General features: G+C 74.0%; 27 protein-coding genes. 12 read left to right on the plus strand and 15 right to left on the minus strand.

What is annotated here, in order from left to right; genetic code table 11:
• Positions 1 to 30 precede the first annotated feature (30 nt).
• From AAEM63_RS04845 to nirB, 4 genes are all read right to left on the minus strand, one after another.
• Positions 31 to 1,443, minus strand: a complete 1,413-nt coding sequence (locus AAEM63_RS04845; RefSeq protein ID WP_341361312.1) for an MFS transporter — start codon at positions 1,441 to 1,443, stop codon at positions 31 to 33.
• Positions 1,444 to 1,699: 256 nt separating this feature from the next.
• Positions 1,700 to 2,857: a uroporphyrinogen-III synthase gene (locus tag AAEM63_RS04850; protein WP_341360508.1), complete on the minus strand. Its 1,158-nt coding sequence runs from the start codon at positions 2,855 to 2,857 to the stop codon at positions 1,700 to 1,702.
• Positions 2,854 to 3,894 (minus strand): uroporphyrinogen-III C-methyltransferase, encoded by a 1,041-nt coding sequence (cobA, locus tag AAEM63_RS04855; RefSeq protein WP_341360509.1) that lies wholly within the window; start codon positions 3,892 to 3,894, stop codon positions 2,854 to 2,856. Before cobA ends, AAEM63_RS04850 begins: the two co-directional genes overlap by 4 nt.
• Entirely contained in the window at positions 3,891 to 6,509 is a 2,619-nt protein-coding gene (gene nirB / locus AAEM63_RS04860) for a nitrite reductase large subunit NirB (RefSeq protein WP_341360510.1), read from the minus strand. The genes cobA and nirB overlap by 4 nt, the downstream gene beginning before the upstream one ends.
• Before the next feature lie 214 nt (positions 6,510 to 6,723).
• Between nirB and nirD the strand changes: the two genes are divergently transcribed.
• The 3 genes from nirD to AAEM63_RS04875 are packed head-to-tail and all read left to right on the plus strand — an operon-like array spanning position 6,724 to position 8,287.
• Entirely contained in the window at positions 6,724 to 7,092 is a 369-nt protein-coding gene (gene nirD, locus AAEM63_RS04865; protein WP_341360511.1) for a nitrite reductase small subunit NirD, read from the plus strand.
• A complete protein-coding gene (locus AAEM63_RS04870) occupies positions 7,089 to 7,862 on the plus strand; it encodes a CbiX/SirB N-terminal domain-containing protein (protein ID WP_341360512.1) in 774 nt (257 codons plus the stop codon). The genes nirD and AAEM63_RS04870 overlap by 4 nt, the downstream gene beginning before the upstream one ends.
• Positions 7,863 to 7,909: 47 nt before the next feature.
• Positions 7,910 to 8,287, plus strand: coding sequence for a chorismate mutase (locus AAEM63_RS04875; protein WP_123917543.1), 378 nt, complete (start codon positions 7,910 to 7,912; stop codon positions 8,285 to 8,287).
• Between the two features lie 122 nt (positions 8,288 to 8,409).
• Here AAEM63_RS04875 and AAEM63_RS04880 read toward each other — a convergent pair whose 3' ends face one another.
• The 4 genes from AAEM63_RS04880 to AAEM63_RS04895 form a co-directional block, all read right to left on the minus strand.
• Positions 8,410 to 10,146, minus strand: a complete 1,737-nt coding sequence (locus AAEM63_RS04880) for an AMP-dependent synthetase/ligase (RefSeq protein ID WP_341361313.1) — start codon at positions 10,144 to 10,146, stop codon at positions 8,410 to 8,412.
• 106 nt (positions 10,147 to 10,252) lie between these two features.
• Positions 10,253 to 12,919 carry a valine--tRNA ligase gene (gene valS, locus AAEM63_RS04885; protein WP_341360513.1) on the minus strand — a complete coding sequence of 889 codons (2,667 nt, stop codon included), beginning with the start codon at positions 12,917 to 12,919 and terminating at the stop codon, positions 10,253 to 10,255.
• A gap of 76 nt (positions 12,920 to 12,995) precedes the next feature.
• On the minus strand, positions 12,996 to 14,288 hold the full coding sequence (locus AAEM63_RS04890) for an alpha/beta fold hydrolase (protein ID WP_341360514.1): 1,293 nt from the start codon (positions 14,286 to 14,288) through the stop codon (positions 12,996 to 12,998).
• A 24-nt stretch (positions 14,289 to 14,312) separates the two neighbouring features.
• Complete coding sequence (locus AAEM63_RS04895; RefSeq protein ID WP_341360515.1) at positions 14,313 to 15,410, minus strand: PfkB family carbohydrate kinase; 1,098 nt, start codon at positions 15,408 to 15,410, stop codon at positions 14,313 to 14,315.
• Between the two features lie 39 nt (positions 15,411 to 15,449).
• Here AAEM63_RS04895 and AAEM63_RS04900 point away from each other — a divergent pair, with 39 nt between their 5' ends.
• Positions 15,450 to 16,790, plus strand: a complete 1,341-nt coding sequence (locus tag AAEM63_RS04900; RefSeq protein ID WP_341361314.1) for a 6-phospho-beta-glucosidase — start codon at positions 15,450 to 15,452, stop codon at positions 16,788 to 16,790.
• A gap of 8 nt (positions 16,791 to 16,798) precedes the next feature.
• Positions 16,799 to 17,767 carry a DnaJ domain-containing protein gene (locus AAEM63_RS04905; RefSeq protein ID WP_341360516.1) on the plus strand — a complete coding sequence of 323 codons (969 nt, stop codon included), beginning with the start codon at positions 16,799 to 16,801 and terminating at the stop codon, positions 17,765 to 17,767.
• Between the two features lie 644 nt (positions 17,768 to 18,411).
• Here AAEM63_RS04905 and AAEM63_RS04910 read toward each other — a convergent pair.
• The 3 genes from AAEM63_RS04910 to AAEM63_RS04920 all read right to left on the minus strand — a co-directional run bounded on the left by AAEM63_RS04910 (position 18,412) and on the right by AAEM63_RS04920 (position 19,384).
• Positions 18,412 to 18,669: a Txe/YoeB family addiction module toxin gene (locus tag AAEM63_RS04910; protein ID WP_341360517.1), complete on the minus strand. Its 258-nt coding sequence runs from the start codon at positions 18,667 to 18,669 to the stop codon at positions 18,412 to 18,414.
• A 1-nt stretch (position 18,670) separates the two neighbouring features.
• Positions 18,671 to 18,928 carry a type II toxin-antitoxin system prevent-host-death family antitoxin gene (locus AAEM63_RS04915; RefSeq protein WP_341360518.1) on the minus strand — a complete coding sequence of 86 codons (258 nt, stop codon included), beginning with the start codon at positions 18,926 to 18,928 and terminating at the stop codon, positions 18,671 to 18,673.
• Positions 18,929 to 19,075: 147 nt separating this feature from the next.
• Positions 19,076 to 19,384 carry a hypothetical protein gene (locus AAEM63_RS04920; RefSeq protein WP_341360519.1) on the minus strand — a complete coding sequence of 103 codons (309 nt, stop codon included), beginning with the start codon at positions 19,382 to 19,384 and terminating at the stop codon, positions 19,076 to 19,078.
• A gap of 150 nt (positions 19,385 to 19,534) precedes the next feature.
• On the opposite strand from AAEM63_RS04920, the gene AAEM63_RS04925 reads away from it, so the two are divergent.
• Positions 19,535 to 20,137 (plus strand): DUF6518 family protein, encoded by a 603-nt coding sequence (locus AAEM63_RS04925; protein WP_341360520.1) that lies wholly within the window; start codon positions 19,535 to 19,537, stop codon positions 20,135 to 20,137.
• Positions 20,138 to 20,251: 114 nt separating this feature from the next.
• Entirely contained in the window at positions 20,252 to 20,713 is a 462-nt protein-coding gene (locus AAEM63_RS04930; protein WP_341360521.1) for a DUF4260 domain-containing protein, read from the plus strand.
• Here AAEM63_RS04930 and AAEM63_RS04935 read toward each other — a convergent pair.
• Positions 20,669 to 21,421: a DUF998 domain-containing protein gene (locus AAEM63_RS04935; RefSeq protein ID WP_341360522.1), complete on the minus strand. Its 753-nt coding sequence runs from the start codon at positions 21,419 to 21,421 to the stop codon at positions 20,669 to 20,671. The genes AAEM63_RS04930 and AAEM63_RS04935 overlap by 45 nt on opposite strands.
• 252 nt (positions 21,422 to 21,673) lie before the next feature.
• On the opposite strand from AAEM63_RS04935, the gene AAEM63_RS04940 reads away from it, so the two are divergent.
• Complete coding sequence (locus tag AAEM63_RS04940) at positions 21,674 to 22,387, plus strand: haloacid dehalogenase type II (protein ID WP_341360523.1); 714 nt, start codon at positions 21,674 to 21,676, stop codon at positions 22,385 to 22,387.
• A gap of 135 nt (positions 22,388 to 22,522) precedes the next feature.
• Here AAEM63_RS04940 and AAEM63_RS04945 read toward each other — a convergent pair whose 3' ends face one another.
• Together AAEM63_RS04945 and AAEM63_RS04950 are read right to left on the minus strand one after the other, a co-directional pair.
• On the minus strand, positions 22,523 to 22,675 hold the full coding sequence (locus tag AAEM63_RS04945; protein ID WP_341360524.1) for a hypothetical protein: 153 nt from the start codon (positions 22,673 to 22,675) through the stop codon (positions 22,523 to 22,525).
• A gap of 70 nt (positions 22,676 to 22,745) precedes the next feature.
• Complete coding sequence (locus tag AAEM63_RS04950) at positions 22,746 to 23,018, minus strand: hypothetical protein (protein WP_341360525.1); 273 nt, start codon at positions 23,016 to 23,018, stop codon at positions 22,746 to 22,748.
• 1 nt (position 23,019) lies between these two features.
• On the opposite strand from AAEM63_RS04950, the gene AAEM63_RS04955 reads away from it, so the two are divergent.
• The gene (locus AAEM63_RS04955) at positions 23,020 to 23,169 is read left to right on the plus strand and encodes a hypothetical protein (protein ID WP_341360526.1); all 150 of its coding nucleotides are present in this window, start codon (positions 23,020 to 23,022) and stop codon (positions 23,167 to 23,169) included.
• A 38-nt stretch (positions 23,170 to 23,207) separates the two neighbouring features.
• Here the strand turns inward: AAEM63_RS04955 and AAEM63_RS04960 are convergent, their stop codons facing one another.
• The gene (locus tag AAEM63_RS04960; RefSeq protein ID WP_341360527.1) at positions 23,208 to 23,615 is read right to left on the minus strand and encodes a VOC family protein; all 408 of its coding nucleotides are present in this window, start codon (positions 23,613 to 23,615) and stop codon (positions 23,208 to 23,210) included.
• Positions 23,616 to 23,743: 128 nt separating this feature from the next.
• Here AAEM63_RS04960 and AAEM63_RS04965 point away from each other — a divergent pair, with 128 nt between their 5' ends.
• The 3 genes from AAEM63_RS04965 (at position 23,744) to cofE (ending at position 25,988) form a co-directional block, all read left to right on the plus strand.
• Positions 23,744 to 24,151, plus strand: a complete 408-nt coding sequence (locus AAEM63_RS04965) for a cupin domain-containing protein (protein WP_341360528.1) — start codon at positions 23,744 to 23,746, stop codon at positions 24,149 to 24,151.
• A gap of 83 nt (positions 24,152 to 24,234) precedes the next feature.
• Entirely contained in the window at positions 24,235 to 25,242 is a 1,008-nt protein-coding gene (locus AAEM63_RS04970; protein WP_341360529.1) for a TIGR03557 family F420-dependent LLM class oxidoreductase, read from the plus strand.
• Positions 25,239 to 25,988 carry a coenzyme F420-0:L-glutamate ligase gene (gene cofE, locus AAEM63_RS04975; protein ID WP_341360530.1) on the plus strand — a complete coding sequence of 250 codons (750 nt, stop codon included), beginning with the start codon at positions 25,239 to 25,241 and terminating at the stop codon, positions 25,986 to 25,988. Before AAEM63_RS04970 ends, cofE begins: the two co-directional genes overlap by 4 nt.

A 25,988-nucleotide genomic window follows, 5' to 3' on the forward strand; every position in this document is an offset into this window, starting at 1 on the left:
AGTACGGGCAGTGCGTGGCGGTGCCCACGCTCACACCCCGGCCCGGGCGAAGGCGGAGGTGGGGCGGAGGTAGACGAGCCAGGTCACGGCGAGCATGAGGACGTAGGCGACGACGAAGCCGTAGAACGCGGCGTGGTAGGCGCCGGTGACGGCGGCGGAGGCCGACAGCACCTGCGGGATGACGAACCCGCCGTAGGCGCCGATGGCGGAGACCAGGCCGAGCGCGGCCGAGGCCTTGCGCTCGCTGCCCACGGCCGGGCGAGGGGCCACGGCGTCGCGCCCCGCGTGGTCGGTCGCGACGGCGTCCGCCGTGCTCTCCGCCGACGCGACGGCGTCGGCCTCCCGGCGGCCTCGCACGGCGAAGATCGTGGGGATCATCTTGTAGGTCGCCCCGTTGCCGAACCCGCTCGCGGTGAACAGCACGAGGAAGAGGGCGAGGAAGAGCCAGAAGTTCGCGAGCGGGAGGGTGAGTACCACCGTCAGCGCGACCACCGCCATGACGGCGAAGGCCAGGACGGTCATCCGGGCCCCGCCGAACCGGTCGGCGAGCCGCCCGCCGAAGGGGCGGGTGAGGGACCCGACGAGCGGGCCGAGGAACGCCAGGGACAGGGCGGCGCCGCCGACGGCGAAGGAGGAGAACTCGGGGAAGACGTCGTTGATGAGCTTGGGGAAGACCCCGGAGAAGCCGATGAACGAGCCGAAGGTGCCGATGTAGAGGAACGCCATCACCCACAGGTGCGGCTCGCGCAGTGCGGCCAGCGAGCCGGCGACGTCACCCCGGGCGTGGGAGAGGTTGTGCATGTGCCGGCGCGCGCCCCAGGCGGCGAGCAGGATGAACGGCACCCAGACGAGGCCCGCGAGCGGCAGGTTCAGCGTCGCCGCCGCGCCGACGGAGATGACGACGGGGACCACCAGCTGGGCGACGGCGGCGCCGAGGTTGCCCCCGGCGGCGTTGAGGCCCAGGGCCCAGCCCTTCTCCCGCGCCGGGTAGAAGTACGTGATGTTGGCCATCGAGCTGGCGAAGTTGCCACCGCCGAAGCCGGCCAGGCCGGCCAGGAGGAGGAGCGTGGCGAAGGACGTACCCGGGTCGGACACCGCGACGGCCAGTCCCACGGTCGGCACGAGCAGGAGCAGCGCCGAGACGACCGTCCAGTTGCGCCCGCCCACGAGGGGGACCATGAACGTGTAGGGGATCCGCAGGGTGGCCCCGACCAGGCTCGGCATGGAGATGAGCCAGAACACCTGCGCGGTGGTGAGGTCGAACCCGACGGCCGGCAGCTGGACGGCCACGATCGACCACAGCTGCCACACGACGAAGCCGAGGAACTCGCAGAAGATCGACCAGCGCAGGTTCGTCCCGGCGATCGACCGGCCGGTGGAGGCCCAGAAGCCCTCGTCCTCGGGGTCCCAGCCGTCGAGCCAGCGGCCCGGGCGCTCGCGCAGCCCGGACGGTGCGGACGACGGAGGTGCCCCGGCGGGTGCGGACGACGGAGGTGCCCCGGCGGGTGCGGACGACGGAGGTGCCCCGGCGGGGCGGGCTGCGGTGGTGCGGTCCAGGGTCACGGCTGACCTCCAGGGTCGGTCGGAGCGGGGGTTGATCCGGTGCTTCCCACGCTAGGGAGGCGGTGTTTCGGTCCGGGCGACGGGCTGTGAAGACTGGGAAACCTTCCTCTCACCCCCGCCGCGACGGGTGGTGAGGTCACACCTCCAGCCGGTACCCGCGCTTGACCACCGTGGCCACGAGGCGGGGGTCCGGCAGGGACTGCCGCAGCCGGGTCATCGCCATGTCGAGGGCGTGCTCGTTCGCGGCCTCGGGCAGGTGGGCGATGAGCTGGGGACGGCTGAGGATGCCGCCGCGGGCGGCGGCGAGGGCCCGGAAGATCGCCAGGGGCGCGGGGGAGAGGGTTCCCACCGCCCCGCCCAGCACCACCGACCGGCCGCGCAGCTGCACCGGGCCGAGCCGGGTGGGGATCTCCTCGACGCGGCGCTCGAGGTGCTCGCACACGAGCCGGATGAGGGCGCCCATGCGGTAGCGCTCGGGGACGACCGGCCGGGCCCCGGCGGCGACGAGCGGCCCCGCGGTGACCGGGCCCACGGCCGCCGCCAGGACCTCGCCGCCGAGGGCCGAGCGCACCTGGTCGGTGAGCCCGGCGTGGGCGGCGGCGGAGAGGAAGGCGTCGACCGCGGGGGCGGAGGTGAACGTGACGGCGTCGACGGCGGCGGTGGCCACGGCCTCGACGAGCCGTGGCAGCCGGTCGACGCCGTCGGGGCGGACCCACCGGTAGGGCTCGACGGTCAGCACCGTGGCGCCGGCGTCGCGGAGGCGGTCGAGCTGGTGGCCGTCGGTGTAGCCGTGCAGCTGCACGGCCACCGTGCGGCCGGCCACCCCCTCGGCGAGGAGCATGTCCACCACCGAGGAGGTGCGCTCGTCGTCGGCGATCCCGGTGTCGTCGAGGCCGGCCGCCCGGACCGCGCCACGGGCCTTGGGACCGCGGACGAAGATGCGCGAGCCCGCCAGGACGTCCATGAGCTCCTCGCCGAGACCGGCCGCGTCGGCGCCCTCGGTCCACCGCCGCATCCCGTAGGCGGTGGTCACGACGGTGACGTCCGGCCGGGCCGCGAGGATGGCGCCGGTGTCCGCGATGAGCTCGCGGTCCTCGGCCACCGGGGCGATCCGCAGCGCGGGGGCGTGCAGCACCTGTGCCCCGCGGCGCTCCAGGGCGGTGATGAGGTCCTGCGCGCGGCGGTCGGACGTCACCGCGATGCGGAAGCCCGCGAGCTGGTCGGCCGCGAACGCGACCGGCTCGGGTGTCGTGGTGGTCCCCGCCGCGGGCGGGCTGACCGCGCCGGCCGTCACGCTCCCGCCCCCGCCAGGACGCCGACCGCGCTTGCGATCTCCGCCGGGCAGTCCCGGCCGAGCCGGACCACCTCGCCGATGACGACGACGGCGGGGTTGGCGCAGCCGGCGAGGGTCCCCCGGGCGGCGGCCGCCCCGAGCGTGGAGTACGTCGTCGTCTGGTCGATGCGATACCCGCGCTCGACGACGGCGACCGGCGTGGACGCCGCGAGCCCGGCCCGGCGCAGCCCGGCGAGAAGGTGGTGGAGCGTGCCCACCCCCATGAGCACGACGATCGTGCCGCCGAGACCGGCCAGGTGCTCGTGCTCGGCGTCGCTGAGCGGGGCGTGCCCGGAGACGACCGTGAACAGGTGGCTGACCTCGCGGTGCGTGACGGGGATGTCCGCGGCCGCCGGCACGGACACCGCGCTGGTGACGCCGGGGACCACGCTGACCGGGATGCCCGCCGCCAGCGCCGCCCCGAGCTCCTCCCGGCCCCGGCCGAAGACGTAGGGGTCGCCACCCTTGAGGCGGACGACGGTCCGGCCCGCACGGGCGTGGTCGACCATGAGCGCCTCGATCTGGTCCTGCGGGACGGCGTGGCGGCCGGGCCGCTTGCCGACGTCGACCAGCTCGGCGCCGTGGGTGAGCGCGGCGAGGTTCTGCCACGGCGCGAGCCGGTCGTACAGGACGACGTCGGCCTCCCGCAGCGCCCGCCGGGCGGCCACGGTGAGGAGCTCCTCGACGCCGGGGCCGCCGCCCACCAGGACGATCTGGCCGCCCGGCGCCGCCGCCGGCTCGGCGACGACGAGGGCCCGGCCCCGCAGGCGCTCCAGCACCGGGGCCCAGTCCTGGCCGTCGGCGACCGCGGCGACGAGGTCGACCCCCAGGTCGAACCCGGCCACCTCCGTGCCGGCCACGCCGGTCAGCTCGGAAGGCGCGGTGACGGTGCGCACGGCCGCGCCGGCGTGGGCGTAGCGCCGCACGGCCCGCCGGGCCGCGTGCGCGGCGCCGAGGACGAGGACGGTGCGGCCGGTGAGGTCGGCGTCGAGGATCATGCGCGGGCCTCCGCGGTCCGGACGGGGATCGACGCGCCGGCGACGAGGACCGGGGCGGGGCCGGCGGCGTCGGCGGCGGTGACGCCGTCGGCGAGGACGCCCGCGCGCTCGGCCGCGGTGGCCGGCCGCCGCTGGCCGCGGTCGAGGACGTAGGCGGGGTTCGCGTCGGGCTCGGCGGGGGCGTTGACGAAGGAGCGGAACCGGCGCAGCCGGTCCGGGTCCTGCAGGGTGGCGGCCCACTCGTCGGCGTAGGTGTCCACGTGTCTGGCCATGGCGGCCTCGAGGTCCGCGCCGATGCCGAGGGAGTCCTCGACGACGACCCGGTGGACGTGGTCCACGCCGCCGTCGAGCTCCTCCATCCACCGCGCGGTGCGCTGGAGCCGGTCGGCGGTGCGGACGTAGTACATGAGGTAGCGGTCGATGTAGCGGATGAGGGTCTCGTCGTCGAGGTCCTTCGCGAGGAGCTGGGCGTGCGCGGGGGTGGCCCCGCCGTTGCCGCCGACGTAGAGGTTCCAGCCGTCGGCGGTGGCGATGACGCCGACGTCCTTGCCGCGGGCCTCGGCGCACTCGCGGGCGCACCCGGAGACGCCCATCTTCAGCTTGTGCGGCGAGCGCAGGCCGCGGTAGCGCAGCTCGAGCCGGATGGCCATGGCCACGGAGTCCTGGACGCCGAACCGGCACCACGTGGACCCCACGCAGGACTTGACGTTGCGCAGCGCCTTGCCGTAGGCGTGCCCGGACTCGAAGCCGGCCTCGACGAGCTCCTTCCAGATGTCGGGGAGCTGTTCGAGCCGGGCGCCGAACATGTCGATCCGCAGGGCGCCGGTGATCTTGGTGTAGAGCCCGTACCGCTCGGCCACCCGGGCGATCACCGCGAGCCTGGCCGGGGTGATCTCCCCGCCGGGGATGCGCGGCACCACCGAGTAGGTGCCGTCCTTCTGCATGTTCGCCAGGGCGCGGTCGTTGGTGTCCTGCAGGGCGCCGCGGCCGCCGTCGAGCACGTACTCCCCGGCGGTGGAGGCCAGGATGGAGGCGACGGCGGGCTTGCAGACGTCGCAGCCACGCCCGCCGCCGAAGCGGTCGAGGATCTCCTCGAACGAGGTGAGCTCGAGCGCCCGGACGGCCTCGAACAGCTCGGGCCGGGAGAGCTCGAAGTGCTCGCACATGGCTGTGGAGACCGCGACGCCGGCCTTCGTGAGCTCGCCGTCGAGGGTCTTCTTGAGCATCGGCACGCAGGAGCCGCACTGCGTGCCGGCACGGGTGCACGCCTTGAGGGCGGCGATGTCCCGGCACGGGTCGGCGCCACCGTCGCCGCGCACCGCCGCGCGGACGGTGCCGACGGCGACGTTGTTGCAGGAGCACAGGATCGCGTCGTCGGGCAGCTCGGTCTGGGGTGCCTCCCCGCCGCCGGCGGAGAGGAACGCACCGGGCTCGGCGCCGAGCTCGCGGCCGAGCATGGGCCGCAGCGCGGTGTAGGGCGAGGCGTCGCCGACGAAGATCCCCCCGAGGAGGGTCGTCGCGTCGTCGGTGACGACGAGCTTCTGGTACATCCCGCGGGCCGGGTCGGCGTAGACGACCTCCAGGGCGCCCTCGGTGGCGGCGAACGCGTCGCCGAAGCTGGCGACGTCGACGCCGGAGAGCTTGAGCTTCGTGGCGGTGTCGAACCCGGGGAAGGTGGCCGCGCCGCCGTGGAGGTTCTCCGCGCACACCTCGGCCATGGTGTTGGCCGGGGCCACCAGGCCCACGCACCGGCCCTCGAAGGCCGCGACCTCACCGATGGCCCACACCCCGGGGACGGACGTGGCGCACCGCTCGTCGATGACGGCGCCGCCGCGGGGGCCGAGCTCGAGCCCGGCGGCGCGGGCCAGCTCGTCTCGCGGCCGGACCCCGATCGCGACGATGACGAGGTCCGCCGGCAGCGCCTCGGCGTCCTGCAGCTCCAGCGCGGTCACGGCGCCGTCGTCGTCGAGGGCGACGCCGACGGGCATGACGCCGCACCTGACGTCGATGCCGGTGGCGGTGATGAGCCGGCCCAGGGCCTGCCCGGCGCCCTCGTCGAGCTGGGCGTTCATGAGCCAGCCGGCGACGTTGACCACCGTGGCGTCCGCGCCGAGCTCCTGCACGCCGCCCGCGGCCTCGAGCCCGAGGAGCCCGCCGCCGACGACGACGGCGCGGGGCCGCCGCCCGAGGTCGGCGGCCAGCCGGGTGACCTCCCGGCGCAGGGTCGCGACGTCCTCCAGGGTGCGGTAGACGTGCGTCGCCTCCGCCCCGGGGATCCGCAGCCGGGCGGCGTCGGAGCCTGTGGCCAGGACGAGGTCGTCGTAGGCGAGCTCCGCGGTGGGGGTGCGCACGACCCTGCGGGCGACGTCGATCTCGGTCACCGGCTCCCCGGTGCGCAGCTCGACGGCGGGGTCGTCCCACACCGCCGGGTCGAAGGTGAGGTCGACGTCCCCTGTCAGTGCCCTGCTCAGGGCGACCCGGTCGTAGGGCCGGTGCGCCTCCTCGGCCAGGACGGTCACGCGGGTCCCGGCGCGGCCGCGGGCGCGCAGCGCCTCGGTGACGCGGTGGGCGGCGGGGCCGCCGCCGACGACGACGACGTGGTGCTCTGCGGTCATGTCCGGTTCCTCCGGTTCGGTCGGATGCTGCGACCGTACGGAGCCGCGGTTTCCCCGCCGTCTCGCCCGTGTTAAACCGCCGTAACACCTCGATCACCCGATGGCGCAAGAGGTGTGAGGAGAAATTTACGGACCCGCAACACCGGGATGAGCCCGGCGAAACACCCCGTCCGTAGGTTCGCCGTGCAGTCCCCGAACCGACAGGAGCGAGACCATGACCGAGACCCTGCTCGAGCCGCCCCGCACCGTCGTCTGGTCGAGGGTGTGCGCGCTGAGCGACCTCGACGTCGGCTGGGGCGAGGCCGCGCTCGTGGGCCGGGACCAGGTGGCGCTGTTCCGCCTCGACGGCGAGGAGGTGCTCGCCGTCGACAACCGCGACCCCGCCACCGGGGCGTGCGTCATCTCCCGCGGTATCACCGGCTCACGGCACGTCAGCGGGCTGGGCGAGCGGGCGACCGTCACCTCCCCGCTGCACAAGGAGGTCTACGACCTCGTGACGGGCGCGTGCCTGACCTCCCCGGCGCTGCGGCTGCGCACGTTCGCCACCCGGGTGGTCGGCGGGTACGTGGAGGTCGCCGGATGACCACGGTCACCACCCTGCGCCCGCCCGTGGGCCGGCACCCCCGCACCCGTGCCGCGGTCGCGCCGGCCCTGCTCGCCTGCTCCCACGGGACGTCGGCCCCCGATGGTCAGGCCGCCGTCGCGGGCCTCGTGGCCGCGGTCGCCGCCCGGCGCCGCGACCTCGTCGTGGCGCCGGCGTTCGTCGACGTCCAGCAGCCCGACGTGCCTGTCACCCTCGCCGGGCTGGGCGAGCGGGCGGTGCGCATCGTGCCCCTGCTGCTCTCCGCCGGCTACCACGTGCACGTCGACCTCGCCCGGGCCGCGCGCGGCGCCCACGAGGCCGTCGTCGGGCCGGCACTCGGTCCGGACCTCCGCCTCGCCGAGATCCTGGCCCGGCGCCTGCGCGAGGCCGGGCTCGGCCCGGGCGACTCCGTCGTCCTCGCCGCGGCCGGCTCGTCCGACCCCCGCGCGGTCGCCGACTGCCGCGTGCAGGCCACGATGCTCGCCGGCGTGCTCGGCCGGGGGGTGACCGCCGGGTTCATCTCCGCGGCTCAGCCGGCGCTCGCGGACGCCGTCGCCGAGGCCCGTCGGGCCCGGCCCGGCGCCCGGGTGGCGGTGGCCACGTACCTGCTCGCACCGGGGTACTTCGCCGACCTGGCGGCCGCGTGCGGCGCGGACCTCGTCAGCGCCCCGCTGCTGCTCCCGGAGGAGGCGCCCGCCGACCTGGTCGACGTCGTCCTCGACCGCTACGCGGCCCCGGCCCGACCGCCGACGCCGGCCGTCCGCCGCTGACCGGGCGGCACCGGCGCCGCCGGGGAGCCGCCCGTAGGATCGCCACCATGACGCGACCCGGGATCCACGCCAGCCCCGAGCCCGACGAGGTGCCGGCCGAGCTGCGGGCCGCCCGCGGCACGATCGACAACATCGACGCCGCCCTCGTGCACCTGCTCGCCGAGCGGTTCCGGTGCACCCAGCAGGTCGGGGTGCTCAAGGCCAGGCTGAGCCTGCCGCCGTCGGACCCGGCCCGCGAGCAGCGTCAGGTCGCCCGGCTGCGGGCGCTGGCGGAGGAGGCCGGCCTCGACCCGGTGTTCGCCGAGAAGTTCCTCGCGTTCATCGTCGAGGAGGTCATCCGGCACCACACGGTCATCGCCGACACGATCGCCACCGGCGGCGACGTCGCCGGAGCAGTCCCGGGCAGCGTCGGCCCCGGCGCGTGAGCCGGCGGGGCGTGTGAGCCGCCCGGGCGCCTGAATCGCCCCGGCGCGTGAACCGCCCCGGCGCGCGAACCGCCCCGGCGCGCGAACCGCCCCGGACCCTGAACCCCCCGGAGCCTGGGGCCTCAGGCGTACAGCGCGTCGATCTCGGCGGCGAAGTCGCGGGCGACCTCGCCCCGGCGGACCTTCATCGACGGGGTGAGGTAGCCGTTCGCCTCGGTGAAGTCCGTGGTGAGCACGCGGATCTTGCGGATGGACTCCGCGCGGGAGACCGCCTCGTTCGCCCGGGTCACGGCCCGGTCCAGCGCCGCGAGGACGTCCGGGTGGGTCGCCGCCTCCTCCACGCTGAGCGCCGGGAGCCCGTGGTTGGCCAGCCAGCCCGGCAGCAGGTCCGCGTCGAGGGTGACCAGCGCGCCGATGAAGGGCCGGGCGTCGCCGACGACGACCACCTGGGAGACGAGCGGGTGCCCGCGGAGACGGTCCTCGAGAACGGCCGGGGCGACGTTCTTACCGCCGGCGGTGACGATGATCTCCTTCTGCCGGCCGGTGATGGTGAGGAAGCCGTCGTCGTCGATCGCACCGAGGTCGCCGGTGAGGAACCAGCCGTCCCGGAACGCGGCCGCGGTGGCCTCGGGGGCGCCGTGGTAGCCGCGGAAGACGTGCGGGCCCTTGACCATGACCTGCCCGTCGTCGTCGACGGCGAGCGTGGTGCCGGGGTAGGCCGGACCCACCGTGCCGATCTTGACCTGGCCGGGCCGGTTGACCGCGGTGGGGGCCCCGGTCTCGGTCATGCCGTAGCCCTCGAGGACGACCACGCCGATGCCGCGGTAGAAGTGGCCGAGGCGCTCACCGAGCGGTGCGCCGCCGGAGACGGCGTAGACGAGGTCGCCGCCCATGGCGGCGCGGATCTTGCCGTGGACGAGACGTCCGGCCGCGGCGTGCTGGGCGCGCAGGGCCGGCGAGGGCCCGGCGCCTGAGTCCAGCGCCCTCGAGTACTCGATGGCGACCTTCGCGCCCCACCGGAAGATGCGCTGCTTCGCGCCCGAGCCGGCGCGGGCGTCGGCGGAGTTGTAGACCTTCTCGAACACGCGCGGGACGGCGAGGAGGAAGGTCGGGCGGAACGCGCCCAGGTCGGCCACGAGGTTCTTGGCGTCCGGGACGTGCGCCATGACGGCGCCGGAGTACACGCACAGCACCTGGACGAAGCGGGCGAAGACGTGCGCCAGCGGCATGAAGACCAGCGTGCGCTTGTCGGCGCCCGTCACCACCTTGCTCAGCTCGGGGTCGCGGGCGCCGTCGACGACGAGCGCGACGAGGTTGCCGTGGGTGAGCTCGACGCCCTTGGGGCGCCCGGTGGTGCCGGAAGTGTAGATGATCGTGGCGAGGGCCGCGCCGTCGGTGGCCCCGGTGCGCCGGACGACCTCCTCGTCGGGGACGTCGGCGCCGGCCGCGGCCACCTGGCTGAGCGCGAAGTCGTCGATGACGCGGACCTCGGGGCCGGCCGGCACGAGGGCGGCCTGCGCCCGGGTCTCGGTGAAGACCAGCCGCACGCCGGCGTCGGAGACGATCCACTCCACCTGGCTCGCCGAGGACGTCTCGTAGATCGGCACCGGGACGGCGCCGGCCGACCAGGCGGCGAAGTCGAGCACGGACCACTCGTAGCTCGTGCGGCTCATGATGGCCACGCGGTCACCCGGCTCGACGCCGAGGGCGACCAGGCCCTTGGCGACGGCACGTACCTCGTCGGCGAACACCCGGGTGGTGACGGGCACGAACTCCGAGCCGAGGGCGCTCTGGCGCTCGAAGATCGTGCTCTCGGGCGTCGCGGCCAGGCGGTCGCGCAGGATCGTGGGGATCGACATCTCCGGGGTGGCCAGGCCGGATCCTGGCGTGGCTGTCTGCGTGGTCACGTGGTGCGGGTCTCCTGCGGGTCGTCCGGGTCGAGCGGTCGTGGGGCTGCCGGCGCGGTCAGCGCCGCTGCTCCGGCTCGTCGAGCTCGTGCTCGGTGACGACCGCCTCGGTCTCGCCCGAGCCGAGGATCTCCAGGTCCCCGCGCACCCGCCCGGCGGCCCGCAGGTCCGTCAGGGCCTGCTGGACGGCGCCCACCTGGGCGGCGGGCAGGGCCAGGCGGACCCGGGCGAACGTGGTGCGCTGGGAGACCTTCGCCTCGGACTTGACCTTGCGCAGGGCCGCGAGGGCCTGCCCGGTGGCGCCGATGAGGGCGGGGTCGCCGTCGGCCGCCGCGGCGCGCAGCGGGGCGGCCTCCGGCCAGGCGGCGCGGTGGACCGAGCCGGGCCGGTACCAGCGCCACACCTCCTCGGTGGCGAAGGGCAGCACCGGGGCGAACAGGCGCAGGAACGTGTCCACCGCGAGGGCCAGGGCCGAGCGGGCGGAGGCGGCGTCGGCGGCGGGCAGGACGCCGTCGCGGTTGTAGGCGCGGTCCTTGACCAGCTCGAGGTAGTCGTCGCAGAAGGTCCAGAAGTAGGTCTCGGAGACCTCCAGCGCCCGGGTGTGGTCGTAGGCCTCGAGGGCGGCGGTGGCCGTCTCGACGACGTCGGCCAGCCCGGCGAGCATCGCCCGGTCGATCGGGGCCGTCACGGCCGCCGGGTCGAGGACGAGCGGGTCGTCCCCGGCCATGGTCAGCGCGAACTTGCTGGCGTTGAGGACCTTGATCGCCAGGCGGCGGCCGATCTTCATCTGGCCGACCTCGAACGCGGCGTCGGTGCCCAGCCGGGCCGAGGCGGCCCAGTAGCGCACGGCGTCGGAGCCGTGCTCCTCGAGCAGGCCCATGGGGGTGACGACGTTGCCCTTGGACTTGGACATCTTCTTGCGGTCGGGGTCGAGGATCCACCCCGAGACCGCGGCGTGCCGCCACGGCAGCGCCCCGAACTCCAGGTGGGCGCGCACCACGGTGGAGAACAGCCAGGTGCGGATGATGTCCTGGCCCTGGGGGCGCAGGTCCATGGGGTAGACGCGGGCGAAGAGGTCCTCGTCGCGCAGCCACCCGCCGGCGATCTGCGGGGTGAGGGAGGACGTCGCCCAGGTGTCCATGATGTCGACCTCGCCGACGAAACCGCCGGCCGCGCCGCGCTGGTCCTCGGTGTAGCCCGGGGGGACGTCGGTGCTCGGGTCGACCGGGAGCTGGGCGGCCTCGGGGGTCAGGACCCGGTCGTGGTCGACCTCGCCGTCGGCGCCCACCGCGTACCAGACGGGGATCGGGACGCCGAAGAAGCGCTGGCGCGAGACGAGCCAGTCGCTGTTGAGCCCCCCGACCCAGTTCTCGTAGCGCACGCGCATGAAGTCGGGGTGGAAGTCCAGCTCCCGCCCGCGGGCGAGGAGGTTCTCGCGCAGGTCGGTGCCGTCGGTGTCGGTGTGGGGGCGCCCGCCGTTGCGGATGTACCACTGGCGGGAGGTGACGATCTCGAGGGGCTTGTCGCCCTTCTCGTAGAAGTTCGTCTTGCGCTGGGTGGGGGCCGGCTCGCCGTCGAGGTCGCCCGAGTCACGCAGGGCGTCGACGACGGCGGTGCGGGCGGAGAAGGCGGTCTTGCCCGCCATCTCGGCGTAGGCCTCCTGCCCGGCGGGGTCGGTGATCCACTCGGGGGTCTCGCGCAGGATCCGGCCGTCGCGCCCGAGGACCGGGCGGGTGGGCAGGTCCAGCTCGCGCCACCACTGCACGTCGGTGAGGTCGCCGAAGGTGCAGCACATGGCGATGCCGGCGCCCTTGTCCATCTCCGCGGCCGGGTGCGCCAGGACGGGCAGCTCGACGCCGAAGACCGGGGAGGTGACGGTCGTGCCGAACAGCGGCTGGTACCGCTCGTCGTCGGGGTGGGCGATGAGGGCCACGCAGGCGGGCAGCAGCTCGGGCCGCGTCGTCTCGATGTGGACGTCGGTGCCGTCCGGGCGGTGGAACGCCACCTTGTGGAAGAAGCCCGGGTAGTCGCGCGCCTCGAGCTCGGCCTGGGCGACGGCGGTCTGGAAGGTGACGTCCCACAGGCCCGGGGCGGCCGCCTGGTAGGCCTCGCCGCGCTCGAGGTTGCGCAGGAACGCGGCCTGCGCCACGAGCCGGGCGTCGGCGCCGATCGTCTGGTAGTGCTGGCGCCAGTCGACGCTGAGGCCGAGGTGGCGCCACAGCGCCTCGAACTGCTGCTCGTCCTCGGCGGTGAGGCGCTCGCACAGCTCGACGAAGTTCTTCCGGCTCACCGGCACCTGGTCGGCGGCCCGGACGCTCTTGCCCTCCCCGCCCACGTGCGGGGGGACGAGGTCGGGGTCGTAGGGCAGGGACGGGTCGCAGCGGACCCCGAAGTAGTTCTGGACGCGCCGCTCCGTGGGCAGGCCGTTGTCGTCCCAGCCCATGGGGTAGAAGACCGACTTGCCGCGCATGCGCTGGAAGCGGGCGACGACGTCGGTGTGGGTGTAGCTGAAGACGTGCCCCACGTGCAGGGAGCCCGAGACGGTCGGCGGCGGGGTGTCGATGGAGTAGACCTGCTCACGCGTGGCGGTGCGGTCGAAGGCGTAGGTCTGCTCCTGCTCCCACGCGGCGTTCCACCGGTCCTCGAGGCCCTCGAGGCTGACCTTGTCCGGTGCCGACGGGGGCGGGAGGGTCTCGGCGTCGCGGGTGGTGGGCGTCTGGCTCATGGTCCCCGATTCTTCCACGGCGCGGCGGCGCCCCTGGTCACGCCGCGGGCCGTCACCCCTCGGCGGGCGGCCGCCCTCACTGGCGGGCGAGGGTGAGCAGCCGGTCGAGGATCCGCTCGCCGTCGGAGCGGATGCCGTCGTGGTGGTACTCGTTCGTCACCCACGGCCGCAGCCCCCGCACCGCGGCGGCGGTGGCGCGGGAGAGCTCGAGCGGGACGAACATGTCGTCGACGTACACGGCCGCGGCGACGGGCACCTCGTTGGCGGCCAGCACCTCCGGGTCGTACAGGGCGGGGAAGTCGGCCTTGGCGGCGAGGAGGTCGGCGGCGTCCGCGAGCGGGGCGAGGGCCGGGTCCTCCCGCAGCTGCCAGGGGTACACGTGCTCCCCGGTGAGGTGGTACGGCCGGGAGGTGTCGGCGGGGTCGGCGTCCTCGGCGAAGCCGTCCCACTCCTCGCGCAGGCGGTGGGCCGCCCAGCGGGTGGCCGAGCCCTGCGCGTAGATCGGCTCGTGCAGGACCGCGTAGAGCGGGTTCGTGGCGTGGCTGAGCAGGGCGCCGGCGTCGGCGAGGAAGGAGCGGGCGAGGCGGCGCGTGCCGCCGACGGTGACGAACGGTGCCTCGAGGACGTGGTGGAGCGCGTCGAAGCCGAGGTCGGCGCCGAGCCGGATGCCGATCTGGCGCAGGCGGCGGGCGGAGAGGACCTCGCCGGTGGGCAGGCGCTCCTCGGTGTCGGCCAGGTGCCGCGCGACGTCGCGCAGGGCCTGCTCGTCCGCCGGGTAGCGGGCGAGGTACTCGAGGTTGCGCGCGGCGGTGCGGGCGTAGGTGAGGCGGTAGACCTCCTCGGCGCTCGCGGTCAGTCCCGGCAGGCCGCCGGTGACGAGCACCTCGCGCAGGCCGTGCGGGGCCCGGGAGAGGTAGGTGGTCAGGACGAACCCGCCGTAGGACTGCCCGAGGGCCGACCACGGCCGGCCGCCGGTGAGCTCGGCGCGCAGGGCCTCGGCGTCGGCGACGATCGCGTCGGCCCGGAAGTGCGCGAGGTAGTCGGCCTGGGCCTCGGCGTCGCCGCACGCGGGGACGGTCAGGGCGTCCGCGGGGGTCGAGCGGCCGGTGCCCCGCTGGTCGAGCAGGACGACGCGGAAGTCGTCCAGGGCGCGGTCGACCCAGCCGGTAATCCGGGCGGGCCGGTCCGCCCGGCCGCCGGGGCCGCCCTGGAGGTAGAGCAGGTGCGGGCGGTCCGCGCCGCCGTCGCGCACGATCTCGCGGGCGAAGACCTCGATCCGCTCCCCGCCGGGGGCGGTGTGGTCAAGGGGCACGGTGAGGGTGTGCTCGAGGACGTCGTGGCCGGGCAGGCGCAGGCGGGTGGTGTCCATGGTGTCCTCGGTGGTGCGGAAGGGTCAGTGGTCGCGCAGGGTCGGGGCGGGACCCCCGCCCGGCTGGGCGTCGGAGAACCGCGCGAGGGTGGCCTCGGCCCGCCGGACCCGGGCGAGGGGGTGGCCCCGCAGAGCCTCACCGAGGAACGCGTAGTGCTCGGCGGTGGCCCGGGCGGTGCGGTCGCCGGTGCGGGCCGCCGCGACGGTGGCGCTCCACCAGTCGGCGAGGTCGCCCCACCCGGGTGCGGCGAGCGAGCCGCCGAAGTGCTGGACGGCGAGCGCCGAGCACAGCACCGCGAACCGCAGGCGCTGCTCCAGCTCCCAGCCCTGCAGGGTGGCCGTGACCAGGGCTGCGGTGAAGACGTCCCCGGCGCCGGTGGGGTCCACCGCCACCACGGACAGGGGCTCCACCCGGACCTCGGCGCCGGTGGCGGCGTCCACCGCGAGGGCGCCGTCGGCGCCGAGGGTGACCACCGCGAGCGGCACGTGCTCGGCCAGGGCCCGGGCCGCGGCGGCGGGGGAGTCCGTGCGCGTCCACGCCATCGCCTCGTCGGCGTTGGGGGTGAAGACCGCGCACCCTCCCAGCGCGGCGGCGAGCCGGGCGGGGTCCCACCGGCCGGTGGTGTCCCAGCCGCCGTCGGCCACCACCAGGGCGCCGGCGTCCGCACGGGGGCGCCACCAGGGCTCACCCCCGGCGAGGACGTCGACGACGACGGCGCGCGCAGGCGGTGCGGCCGCGGCGAGGACCGCGGCGGGCTCGGGGTCGGGGTGACCGTGGGTGATCATCGACCGGTCGCCGTCGAGAGCGACCGAGACCGTCACGGAGGAGTGCCAGTGCCGGTAGCGGCGTGCGGCCGAGAGGTCGACGCCCTCCTGCTCCCCGAGGACCGTCCACAGCCAGTCCGCGTAGGCGTCGTCGCCGAACGCGGCGGCCAGACCGGTGCGCAGGTCGAGCCGGGCGGCGGCGACGGCGAGGTTGGCGATACCGCCCGGCGCGGAGCCCATGCCGCTCGCCCACACCTCGGTGCCCGGGCGCGGGGTCTCGGGCAGGCCGGTGAAGACGATGTCGACGAAGACCTGGCCGGTGACGAGCAGGTCGAGGGGGCGGGGGTCGGCGTTCATGGTGGTCCCGATCCTGCCACCGGTAGCGTGACGGGCGTGATGCTCACGATCGTCGGCGGGGGCGGGTTCCGCGTGCCCCTCGTCCACCAGGCCCTCCTCGCCGCCCGGGACCGGGTCGACGTCACCGACGTCGTCCTCCTCGACACCGACCCGCGCCGGCTCGCGGTGATGACCGACGTCCTCGACCAGGCCGGGTCCGCCGGTGGCCCGCGCGTCCGGGCCACCACCGAGCCCGCGGAGGCGCTGACGGGCGCCGACGTCGTCTTCGCGGCCGTCCGTGTGGGCGGCACCGCCGGGCGCACCCGGGACGAGCGCGACGCCATGGCCGAGGGTCTCCTCGGCCAGGAGACGGTCGGCCCCGGCGGCCTGGCGTACGCGCTGCGGACGGTGCCGGTGGTGGACGCGCTCGCCGCGCAGATCGCCGAGCACGCCCCGGCGGCCTGGACGATCACCTTCACCAACCCCGCCTCGATCGTCACCGAGGCGATGCGCGACCGGCTCGGTGACCGCGTGGTCGGGATCTGCGACACGCCCATCGCGCTCGTGCGGAACGCCCTGCGTGTCCTGGGCCTCGACCCGCGCGGGTTCGACACCGGTGAGGTCGCGGTCGACTACGCGGGCCTGAACCACCTGGGGTGGTTGCGTGGCCTCCGCCGCGACGGCACCGACCTGCTCCCCGGGCTGCTCGCCGACGACGCCGCGCTCGCCGGGATCGAGGAGGCCCGGCTCATGGGAGCGGACTGGCTGCGTGCCCTGCGCGCCATCCCCAACGAGTACGTCTACTACTACGACTTCGCCCGCGAGGCAGTCGCGGCGCTCGCCGCCGCGCCGCGGACCCGCGGCGAGTACCTCGCCGAGCAGCAGGAAGCCTTCTACGCCGCCGCCGCCGCGCGGCCCAGCGAGGCGCACGCGCTGTGGCGGGCCGCCCTGGCCGAGCGGGAGGCCACCTACATGGCCACGGAGCGGGAGAGCGCCGACGCCGGGAAGCGGGGCGCCGAGGACCTTGGCGGCGGTTACCACGAGGTCGCCGTCGACCTCATGGCGGCACTGCTCGGCGGTGAGGAGCACCGGATGATCCTCGACGTCGCCAACGACGCGGGCGACGGCACGGCGGTCGTCCCGGGCCTGCCCGCGGACGCCGTCGTCGAGGTGCCCGTCCTCGCCTCCGCCGCCGGGGTGCGGCCGCTGCCGGTGCGCACGGGCCTCGACCCGGTGATGACCACCCGGCTGCAGGCGGTCAAGGCCGCGGAGCGGCTCACCATCGAGGCCGCCCGCACCGGGTCGGTGACCACCGCGTGGCGGGCGCTGGCCGCCCACCCGCTGGTGGACTCGGTCGCCGTGGCCCGCCGCCTTGCCGAGCGCGCCCTCGGCAGCCGGTGACTCGCCCGATGCCTGACGGTCCTGACTCGCCCTACGCGGTGCTCGGCGTCGACCGCCGCGCGTCCGCAGCGGAGCTGCGCCGCGCCTACCGGCGGCGTCAGCGGGAGACCCACCCCGACCTCGGCGGCGACCCGGCGGCCTTCCACGCCGTCCAGGTTGCGTGGGAGCGCATCGGCACCCCGGCCGCCCGGGCCGCCTACGACCGGGAGGCCGCCGGCGCGCCCCACCGCCCGGGCGGGCGCGAGGAGGAGGGGACGCGGACGTGGACGTCGGGGACCCGCGGCGGCAGCGCCCGGGCGCCGTCCCGGGCACGGTCGTACGGCCACCCGGGCGGAGCGTCCCGCCAGCGCTTCCTCACCCTGGTGCGCGAGTGGGCCGGGCGAGGTGCTCGGCTCGAGGACCCCTACGACGAGGACCTCCTCGCCCGTGCCCCGGTGGAGATCCGGCACGCCCTGGCCGACGCCCTGGCGGAGGAGAGCACGGCCCGCACGCTCGGCGCCCTCGGCTCGTCCTGGGTGCTGTGGCACGACGTGGCCACCGAGGCCGGGGAGTGGACACTACGGGCCGGTGCCCCGATCACCGATCCGCCGAAGATCGACCACGTCGCGCTCGGACCGACCGGCCTGTTCCTCGTCCAGTCCGAGGACTGGGGCGCCCCCGTGACCGTGCGGGGCAGCGAGCTCGTCAGCCCCGGCCTGCCGGTGGGGGAGGAGCCGGTGCGGGCGTTCGTCCGGCGCGCGCGGATCGTCAAGGGCTGGCGGGTCGCGCCCACCGGTCTCGTCGTCGTGCTGCCCGACGAGGCGCTGGCCGAGGACGTCGTCCTGCTGCACCGGGCCGGATGGCGCCGTCCCGCCACCTACGCGGTGCGGCGCCGCGCCCTGGCCGGGCTGCTCACCGGCGGGGCGGCCCGGCGCCTGGGGGACGAGGAGTTCTTCGCCACCCGCGACCGGCTCAACCGAGTGATCCGGTTCGTCTGATCGGGTGTGTCCGATTCGGTGCCCAGACCAGACGGTGATGTTTGCGGACATGCCGGGTTCGGGGTGTCCCACGCGCTGGCGTTGGACATCCTCATCTGCCGAGATTCGGACAACCTCGGCAGGACGCGGAGAGTCGCCGAGGATCACATCAGCGAGCAGCACGATGCTGCTGTCACTTCTCGACGAGCATCAGAATGGCTGTTCGTGCGTTGCGCCCGTGAGCGGGTCGGAACCCTATGAGCTGGTCCTGACTCCGCCGGCGATCCGTGCGATCCAGTTCCGGTTGACCGAAGGCGTGGCGGCGGCCGTCGTCGAGTTCCTCACTGGCGCCCTGGTGGTCAACCCTCGCCGGGTCGGCAAACCGCTGCGCGGCGATCTGGCGGGCATCTACGCCGTGCGAAGGGGGACTTACCGGGGTGCTCTACCGGATCAACGACGACCTGCGCGAGGTCGTCGTCCTACGCATCGAGCACCGCGCCGACGCGTACCGGCCTCGGTGATCGGAACTGCCGCCGTCCGCGCGGTCCGAGGCTCCGGCAGTGCGGTCCCCGCGACTTCAGTGACGTTCATCAGTGCGTTGGACGCGCTTCCGGGGAATCCCGGTCACCAGGGCTGGGATTCCGCGGGGCCCGCCGCTGAGCAGGTCATCCATAGTGGTAGCGACAGGCGGCGACGCGGACCTCGTTGCCGTGGATCTTGTAGACCAGACGGTGCTCGTCGGTGATGCGTCGCGACCAGTAGCCGGCGAAGTCGTGCTTGAGTGCCTCTGGCTTTCCAATGCCTTCGTTGCCGTTGCGCTGAACGTCGGTCAGGAGCGTGTCGATCCGTCTGAGAACCTTCCGGTCTTGGGCCTGCCACCAGAGGTAGTCGTCCCACGCGTTCTCGTCCCAGACGAGGAGCACGTCAGTCCGTCTCGATCAGCTCGTGCGGTTGACCGCGGCCGGCCTCGAGACGCTCCATGGCGTCGAGGAGGCGCCGGGCGTTGGCCGGGGAACGCATCAGGTAAGCGGTCTCGCGCAGGGACTCGTAGTCCTCGAGCGAGACGATGACGACGGACTCGTGACCTGAACGAGTGATGACCACCTCTTCGCGGTCGTTGATGACGCCGTCGAGCACCTCGGCGTAGCGGGCGCGCGACTCGGTGTAGCTCATCGTCTTCACAGTAGGCCTCCTGTACAGGAAACTGTACGGCAGGCAGTCCGCGGGAACAAGACACAGCATCCGCTCATGCCGCCGTCGGCCGGTCCAGGGCCCGTCCGCGCGGTCCAGGGCCCGGCTGTGCGGTCCCGCCGAGTTCAGTGACGTTCGTCAGGGCGTCTGGACGCGCTTCCGGCGGATTCCGGCCACCAGGGTCAGGGCCCCGGCCAGCAAGATCGGCAGGCCGATGGTGAGGATTGCCAGCACACCCAACGCGACCAGAGAAAGTCCGCCGAGCAGGAGAACCGCCCGCCCGTACGGGACCTTCTCCACCGCGCCATAGGCGGCCGCAGCGGCACCGCCGATCAACACAGCGACCGCCCAGGCGGCCGGTCGACCCGCCTGTTCTTGCGTCACCGAGAAGTACACGACCACCATGACCATGGCCAGCACTGATGCGGCGACGGCGAACGCGTCCACGCGAACTCGTTCCATGAGCCTGAGTATGCGGGTACAGGTTCCCGAGACATCCTCAGATCCCGAAGACCGTTCGCGCCTCTGCGCGCGCTCATGCCGCGGGAAGCGTGCACGGACGGGGGGAACGGTTCCCGCTCCATGGATGATGGACCTGTGAACTGGGCCCGCCCTGTCCTGTCCTCTCTGGCCGTCGTCGGCGTCAGCCTGCTGGCTGGCGCACTGACCTCGTGGGCCCAGGGCGTGCTGCCGGAGGCCCTGGCGCCGTTCGCCAACTCGCCGTCCGGGTGGACCGTGCTGACCGCTGTGCTCGTCGCCGTGGCGCGGCCCAGGCTGGCCTGGGGCGCAGTGCTCGGGGTGGCCTCGTTCGTGGGCCTGGTCCTGGGCTACACACTCGCCTCCGAACTGCGCGGGCTCACCTACAACCCGGTGCTGTGGAGCACCGTCGGCGTCATGGCCGGCCCGTTCGTCGGCGCCGCGGCTGCCGCGGTCGTGGGACGACACCCGGTCCGAGCCGCCCTCGGCGCGGGGGCGCTCGCCGGCGTCCTGCTCACGGACGGCATCTACGGTCTGACTGTCGTCAGCGACAGCACCAGCCCGGTGTACTGGAGCTTGTGCCTGGTGGCCGGCGCCGTGCTGGTTGCGGTCACGGCCCTGCGGCTCGGCACTCCTGCTGCCACGGTGCGCGTGGTCGCCAGCGCCGTCGCGGCCACCGCGCTCCTGACCCTGGGATACACGGCGCTCAACGCGGTGGCGTGATCCCACCGCCGGCCGGGCTCACTCCCCGGGTCGCCGGCCTCGCAGTCCCTGCTCCGTGAACGGAGTCTCCGATCTGCCGCGAGACACGTACTCCGGAGTCAGGTAGCGCTTGTTGTGGTTGCCTTCATCCAGCTGGATTTTGCCTGGTGGTGGCTCTTCGCAGTCTTCCTGCTCTGGGACCTCTCCATGGTGGGCTACATCGCCTCACCGAGAGTCGGCGCGATCAGCTATAACGTCGGCCACAGCTACCTCGGGCCGGCCGCGCTGCTCGCCCTCACATGGGCCGGCGACGCCCGGTGGCCGGCGTTCGTCGCCCTGACGTGGGCGTTCCACATCGCCGTCGATCGCCTCCTCGGCTACGGGCTCAAGTTCACGGACCGCTTCACGCACACCCACCTCGGGGAGATGGGCTCGGTATCGAAGCACCCTCCGGAGCACGGACCGATCCACGCCGCCAGCACCACCGCTGTCCGGCGATCACCGGTAGGCCGTTCGTCATCAGGAGCGTCGCCGTCGGCGTGGGTGTCCACCTCAGCGGCCCGCCGTGGCCGCGTGATGGTCGGCCGCCACCGATGAGCCGGCCCGCGGCGCCTCGGGCTCGTGCTGCTCCGTGCGGCGGTGCAGCAGGACCAGAGCCAGCACGATCGTCCAGGCGAACCCGGTGTAGGCGTTGATCCGCTCGAACACGCCGAGCCACGGAGTGGCGAGGCTCTCGGCGAGGGAGGTCATGAGTGGCCCCGTCAGCCCGGCGACGAGGGCCATGACGACAAGGGAAGCGATCGCGTAGAGCCGGAACCACCCGCGCAACGCAACGGCCGACGCCACGACGGCTCCGACCATGAGCGGGACGAAAGCCATCGTCAGGACCACATGCATCGTGTCGTTGAACCCGGGCTCCATACCGCGGGAGCTCATCGGGAAGAAGGGGTGCAGCGGTGCGGTGACCACGCCTGCGGCAAGCAGCAGACCTGCCGTCCACCGTAGGGCCCGACGCGGGCCCGCCGACCACCAGACGCCCACACTGAAGGCAAGCCCAAGGAGCCCGTGCAGGACGATCCATCCGACCGCCAGCGGTCGAACCGGTGAGCCGTAGGCCGAGAGCTCGCTGATCGCCTGGTCCCGGAAGCTGTAGCCGTCGTAGAGCACCCCGGAGACCACGTCGCCTGCCGCGTAGACGACGACCGCCGCGACACCGGCGAGCAGTAGCAGCCTGTGGGCCGGCGAGCCCGGGTGTGTGTGGAAGCCGACCTGCTCACGCGACCCTGCGCTCGTGCGCGTGGTCATGACGCACCTCCGTCAGGTCCTCGTTCAGGATCCCGCGGTCCGCCGTGCGGTTACCAGAGGCGAAGGTCCCTCGTCGGGGCCGCCACTGGGCGAGCCGGCGAGGTGGTGCATCAGCGACATCTGTGAAGGATTCATCGGGCAGAGGTCGAGCACCGTGTCCGTCCCGGCCACCTCCCCGGACGCCACGCGATCGTGGTGGATCCGCGCCCGGGGGACCATGCCGGCTGTCACTACCGCGCCCACGTCGCTACGGTGAGGGCACATCAGCTCTGGCACGCCGCCGATGAAGGGGTCCCCGCAATGGCTGGTCGCGTTGACGCCGTCGTCTTCGACGTCCTGGAGACGCTGCTCGACCTCGACCCCATCGGTGACAGGCTCGAGGCGGTCGGGCAGCCCGCGGCGGTGCTGGGGCCGTTCTTCATGCGGTTCCAGCGCGATGCGATGGCGTTGACGCTCGCGGGCGACGTCGCGGACTTCACCGCGACCGCACGCCAGGCACTGCGCACGGAGACCAAGCACGCGATGTCCGAGGACGCGATAGCCCACGTCCTGGAGGGTTTCGGGGCAGTCCCTGCGTTCCCAGATGCCGCCCCCGCCCTGCGCAAGCTCTCCGACGCCGGGGTGGCCATCGGATGCCTGACGGTCGGCGATCCGGACAACACGCGCTCGTTCCTGGCCAGCGCGGGGCTGGAAGCCTACGTCGACCATGTCGTGACGTGTGATGCCGTCGGCGTCTGGAAACCCGCACCCGCCGTCTACCACCATGCCGCGAAGGTCCTCGCCTGCGAGCTGGATCGAATGGCACTGGTCGCGGTGCATGCATGGGACTGCCACGGCGCCAAGAAGGCAGGCGCTCTCGCCGGCTGGTGCTCCCGCCTGGAGGGAGAGCCCGGCGATGTCTTTCTACCCGCTGACGTCCGCGGGGACGATCTCGTCGAGGTCGTCGAGGCACTGCTGGCGCTCTAGATCTCCGAAGTACACGCTCATGCCGCGCACCGGTACGCCGGCCCGCTCGCCCCGTCTCGCGGCGATGCCGAGACCCGAGTGCCAGGAGTCATCGATGGTCCGGTGACACCGACCCGTCGGCCCGGGTGAGCCCCGCTAACACCCGTTGAGGGCGTGCCGGAGCTCCTCGGGGTCGAGGCCGTCGGTCGCGGGCACCGCCACGTCGTGGTCCTCGAACACGACGGCACGCCGCTTCCAACCCTCCACGATCAGTCGACGGGTGTCGGTGGTGGTCGGGTTCTGCCGCACCTGTGTCATCGACCAGGTGATCGCGGCATCGCCGGCCGACTACGTCCGCCGCCCCGACGTTCCGCCCGACTCACCGACCCTCGGGCTGTCGCACCTGCAGTTCGAGGTCCTGCTCACCGCCGCCCGTACCTCGGCCAACCGCAACGACTTCGCGCTGGTGACCATGCTCGGGTTGCTCGGTCTGATGATCTTCGAGGCCTGCGGGGCGAACGTCACCGACCTGGGCGAGGAGCACGGCCACCGCGTGCCGAAAGTGCGAGGGAAGGGCGGGAAGGTCGTCCTGACCCCGCTCGCGCCGGCCGTGCAGCGTGCCATCGAACCAGCGGCACACCTTCGTCACCACGATGCTCGACGCTGGGGTCGACCTGCGCGACGTCCAGATCGCCGCCCGCCACGCCGACCCGAGGACGACCATGCGCTACGGCCGAGCCCGCAAGAATCTCGACTGTCACCCCAACGGCATCCTCGCCGCCTACATGGCCTCCGGCACGTAGGTCGTCAGACGACCGGTGGGCTTGGTGAGGCGCTCGGATCAGAGCACCGAGCGGCCGATCGGGCCGGGGTTGTGCGCGACCTCCCAGCGGAAGCCGTCCGGGTCGGTGAAGTAGCCGGAGTACCCGCCCCAGTCCCGGCGCTGCGGGCCGCTGGTGGTGGCACCGGCGGCCCGCGCGGTGGCGAGGACGGCGTCGACGTCGGCCTCGGTCGGGCAGTTGTGGGCGAGCGTGACCGGCGGGACGCCGTCGGCCGGTGCGGCGCCGACCTCGGCGGTGAAGGCCGCCACGTCCCACAGCGACAGGACCACCTTCTCCGCCACCCGGAACATGAGCACCTCGCCGGGGACGTCGAGCTCGGGGGTCCAGCCGAGCCCGGCGACGTAGAAGCGGCGCGAGGCGTCGAGGTCCCGCACGGCCAGGGTGACGAAGCTGAGGCGCTGGTCCATCGCACCACGGTGGCACCGCCGGTGGTGCTGCCGCGACCGGGGGCTCCTTCTGCTGCGGTTTCGGTGGCCGTGCGAGAAGGTGGAGGCAGACGCCGGCGGACCGTGCCGGCTCGTGGAGGAGGGAAACGATGACCGTTCACCTGTGGTCGCGCGAGGCCGAGCCCGAGCAGGGCTCGGAGTTCCGTCGCGTGCTCTGGACCGGCGAGCACAGTCAGCTCGTCGTCATGACGATCCCGCCCGGTGGCGAGATCGGCGAGGAGACCCACCCGAAGAACGACCAGATCCTCAGCTTCGTCTCCGGCGCGGGCAAGGCCGTCGTCGACGGCGACGAGCAGTTCGTGGCCCCCGGCGACATCGTCGCGGTTCCCGCCGGGGCGAAGCACAACTTCCTCAACGTCGGGCCGAACCCGCTCGTGCTGTACACGATCTACGGGCCGGCCCACCACTCGGCCGACACGGTCCACGCCACCAAGGAGGAGGCGGAGGAGGCCGAGGAGCGCGGCGAGGACGAGCCGCCCCCCGGCGGCGCCGCCTGACGCCTGACGCTCGCGCGACGGCCCCGGTCCCCGAGCGGGCACCGGGGCCGCCGCCGCGACGCGCGCCCCGGCCACCTGCGAGGATGGCGGACATGAGCCTGACGATCGGTTACGCCGCGGCCCTCGAGCAGTTCGGTCCGCGGGAGTCGGTGGACTACTCGGCGCTGGCGGAGGAGCACGGCTTCTCCGGCGTCATGGCCGCCGACCACTTCCAGCCGTGGACGCCCACCCAGGGTCAGTCCGCGTTCGTGTGGAACGTGCTCACCGCCGTCGGCGAGCGCACGAGCGGCGACCTCGGTCCCGGGGTGACGGCCCCGACCTTCCGGTGGCACCCGGCGATGGTCGCCCAGGCCTCGGCGACCCTGGCGGCGATGTACCCGGGACGGCACTGGCTGGGCCTCGGCTCGGGCGAGGCCCTCAACGAGCACATCACCGGGCAGTACTGGCCCGAGGCGCCCGAGCGGATCAACCGGATGTTCGAGGCGATCGAGATCATCCGCAAGCTCTTCACCGCCTCCCTGGCCGGCAAGGACACCAAGCACGCGGGGCAGTTCTACAAGCTCGAGTCCACCCGCCTGTGGACGATGCCGGAGGAGGCCCCGCCGATCCTCGTCGCGACGGGCGGGCCGGTGACCGCCCGGCGGGCCGGCAAGTTCGCCGACGGCCTCATCACCGTCGGTGCGCCGCTGGAGAAGATCGGCGGGCTGTTCGAGAAGTTCGCGGCCGGGGCGAAGGAGGCCGGCAAGGACCCCGACGCCATGCCCCGGGTGCTCCAGCTGCACCTGTCGTGGGCGCCGACCGACGAGGAGGCGCTCGCCAACGCCATGACCGAGTGGCCCAACGGCGGGATGAAGTTCCCCAAGGCCGACATCCGCTCGCCGTTCGACTTCGCCGCCATGGCCAAGCTCGTCCGCCCGGAGGACTTCGCCGGGCGGATGGTCATCTCGGCCGACCCCGACGTCCACCGGGCCGAGATCCAGAAGTACGTCGACCTCGGGTTCGACCGGATCTACCTGCACAACGTCGGCCGCAACCAGGAGGAGTGGCTCGAGGTGTTCGGCCGCGACGTCCTGCCCCAGCTCGCCCGATGATCCTCGCGCAGGCCCCCGACGGCGTCCCCACCATCACGCGCGGCGACGACCTCGCCGCCCGCCTCACCCCCGTCCTGGCCGCGCTGACCTGGCCGGACGGGTCGCGCGGGCTGGCCGAGGGAGACGTCGTCGTCGTCGCGTCGAAGGTGGTCGCCAAGGCCGAGGGCCGCCTCGTCGCGGCCCGCGACGACGCCGAGCGGGAGCGGGTCGTCGCGGGTGAGACCGTCCGGGTGGTGGCCGAGCGTGCCCGCCCCGACGGCGGCGTGCTGCGCATCGTGGAGAACCGCCAGGGTCTGGTCATGGCCGCCGCGGGCGTGGACTCCTCCGACGTCCCCGCGGGCACCGCCCTGCTCCTGCCCGAGGACCCGGACGACTCGGCCCGGCGGCTGCGCCGAGGCCTGCACGCCCGGTTCGGTGTACGGCCGGGGGTGCTCGTCACCGACACCGCCGGGCGGCCGTGGCGCCGGGGCCTGACCGACATGAGCATCGGGGCTGCCGGGGTTCGGGTCCTGGACGACCTGCGCGGGCGGCGCGACGCCTACGGCCGGGAGCTGAAGGTCACCGTCGTCGCGGCCGCCGACGAGATCGCCGCGGCGGCCGACCTGGTGCGCGGCAAGGCCACCGGCCGGCCGGTGGCGGTGGTGCGGGGCCTCGGCCACCTCGTCACGACCGAGGACGGCGACGGCGCCAGGGCGCTGGTGCGCCCGCCGGAGGAGGACATGTTCCGGCGCGGCTCCGACCTCTGA

Source organism: Georgenia sp. M64 (genome assembly GCF_038049925.1).
GTDB lineage: Bacteria > Actinomycetota > Actinomycetes > Actinomycetales > Actinomycetaceae > Georgenia.

Excerpts from the sequence above, each read along its gene's own strand:
- cobA (WP_341360509.1), bottom strand. The coding sequence starts at position 3,894 with ATGATCCTCGACGCCGACCTCACCGGCCGCACCGTCCTCGTCCTCGGC.
- nirB (WP_341360510.1), bottom strand. The coding sequence starts at position 6,509 with ATGACCGCAGAGCACCACGTCGTCGTCGTCGGCGGCGGCCCCGCCGCC.
- nirD (WP_341360511.1), top strand. The coding sequence starts at position 6,724 with ATGACCGAGACCCTGCTCGAGCCGCCCCGCACCGTCGTCTGGTCGAGG.
- AAEM63_RS04870 (WP_341360512.1), top strand. The coding sequence starts at position 7,089 with ATGACCACGGTCACCACCCTGCGCCCGCCCGTGGGCCGGCACCCCCGC.
- AAEM63_RS04875 (WP_123917543.1), top strand. The coding sequence starts at position 7,910 with ATGACGCGACCCGGGATCCACGCCAGCCCCGAGCCCGACGAGGTGCCG.
- AAEM63_RS04880 (WP_341361313.1), bottom strand. The coding sequence starts at position 10,146 with ATGTCGATCCCCACGATCCTGCGCGACCGCCTGGCCGCGACGCCCGAG.
- valS (WP_341360513.1), bottom strand. The coding sequence starts at position 12,919 with ATGAGCCAGACGCCCACCACCCGCGACGCCGAGACCCTCCCGCCCCCG.
- AAEM63_RS04890 (WP_341360514.1), bottom strand. The coding sequence starts at position 14,288 with ATGGACACCACCCGCCTGCGCCTGCCCGGCCACGACGTCCTCGAGCAC.
- AAEM63_RS04895 (WP_341360515.1), bottom strand. The coding sequence starts at position 15,410 with ATGAACGCCGACCCCCGCCCCCTCGACCTGCTCGTCACCGGCCAGGTC.
- AAEM63_RS04900 (WP_341361314.1), top strand. The coding sequence starts at position 15,450 with ATGCTCACGATCGTCGGCGGGGGCGGGTTCCGCGTGCCCCTCGTCCAC.
- AAEM63_RS04905 (WP_341360516.1), top strand. The coding sequence starts at position 16,799 with ATGCCTGACGGTCCTGACTCGCCCTACGCGGTGCTCGGCGTCGACCGC.
- AAEM63_RS04935 (WP_341360522.1), bottom strand. The coding sequence starts at position 21,421 with ATGACCACGCGCACGAGCGCAGGGTCGCGTGAGCAGGTCGGCTTCCAC.
- AAEM63_RS04955 (WP_341360526.1), top strand. The coding sequence starts at position 23,020 with ATGCTCGACGCTGGGGTCGACCTGCGCGACGTCCAGATCGCCGCCCGC.
- AAEM63_RS04960 (WP_341360527.1), bottom strand. The coding sequence starts at position 23,615 with ATGGACCAGCGCCTCAGCTTCGTCACCCTGGCCGTGCGGGACCTCGAC.
- AAEM63_RS04965 (WP_341360528.1), top strand. The coding sequence starts at position 23,744 with ATGACCGTTCACCTGTGGTCGCGCGAGGCCGAGCCCGAGCAGGGCTCG.
- AAEM63_RS04970 (WP_341360529.1), top strand. The coding sequence starts at position 24,235 with ATGGCGGACATGAGCCTGACGATCGGTTACGCCGCGGCCCTCGAGCAG.
- cofE (WP_341360530.1), top strand. The coding sequence starts at position 25,239 with ATGATCCTCGCGCAGGCCCCCGACGGCGTCCCCACCATCACGCGCGGC.